This is a genomic window from Psychrobacter sp. 1Y4 (assembly GCF_051847555.1).
Window position 1 is genome coordinate 1 of sequence record NZ_JBPYDE010000078.1, and the last position, 1,306, is coordinate 1,306.

1 protein-coding gene is annotated in these 1,306 nt (G+C 48.4%); it reads right to left on the reverse strand.

From position 1 onward, the window contains the following. Positions 1-1,288: deoxyguanosinetriphosphate triphosphohydrolase (locus tag ACS8FC_RS14285; protein ID WP_439297245.1), on the reverse strand; the 1,288-nt coding region annotated here is incomplete at its 3' end. Between the last annotated feature and the right edge of the window lie 18 nt (positions 1,289-1,306).

Below are 1,306 nucleotides of genomic sequence, written 5' to 3' on the forward strand. Positions count from 1 at the left end.
GCTCATCTAAGTGTGGCTGTAGTAATCTTAGTAGACTCTGTTGCTCAAACGACATAGATGATGCAGCAGCTTCTACTGCCTCAGTGCCCGTCCAAGCCAGTGGTACAAAGGCATCCATTAGGCGATGCAAGCATTGATTGGCCATTAACTCCATTCTTACCTTGTTCGGATGATTAAATATTTTCTCGCGGGCCAATTGCTTGGCCTGCAAGATACCGTTTTGCACACTGGTGTCGCAATGCGCAAACAAGCTGCCTTGGAGTGTACCTGCCAGCAAGTCTTCACTATTGGCCACAAAAGCATCGGTGATCGTATTGACCAAGCGCATCATAGCGCGTGATCGCAAAGAGGCCAGACTCTGCCTGACTGACATATGCTCAGGCAGGCTCACGCTATCAGGACGCTCGCCAATCAGCTCGTAAAATATCGTGGCAACCTCACTATAGGTTAGCATATTCAGATTAATACCATCTTCTAAATCTATCAGCGCATAGCAGATGTCATCTGCAGCTTCTAACAGATACGCCAACGGATGGCGTGCAAAACCATCGTGATGTGTTGAGCGCGGCAAATGCAAACATGCTGCCAGCTCCTCTAGCTGAGAGGCCTCGCTATAAAAGCAGCCGAATTTCTGTACATTATGGGCGTTATCATTTGCATCATTGCTGTGAGTGGCAAGCCAAGGGTATTTCATGAACGCGCCAAGCGTTGCGCAGGTAAGACGCATACCGCCTTTATCAGGATGGTGCTCATTGCGTACTAGTAACCGAAACCCTTGTGCATTGCCTTCGTAAGCCAGTAAGTCCAGTCGCTCATTGCTACTGAGCTGTTGCAAAATCGCTTGAGGATTAGGCTGCCGAAACCAGTCACGAATGGCGTACTCTCCAGCATGACCAAACGGCGGATTACCAATATCGTGAGCAAGGCAGGCTGCTTGTACAATCACACCAATATCAGATGGCGAGACTCCTGCTAGTAGACCATTGCCTAGCTTATCATGGAGCTTTTCTGCGGTCATCATCCCTAAAGAGCGTCCAATAGAGGAGACCTCAAGCGAATGGGTCAGGCGAGTATGGATACCTAGCTGATTGGTCAATGGGTGGACTTGGGTTTTCTGATTCAACTGCCTAAAAGAGTGAGAGAACACCAGTCTGTCATAGTCTTTGTGGAACTGAGAGCGAGTACTTGTATTAGCGTTGAATTTTTTGGCAGCGCCAAGACGCTGTGAGTTGAGAAGATGAGACCATTGCGCAGTAGAAGACGACAAAGAGGTTGGGGTACTTAGCATATTGGAACATCCGAAACC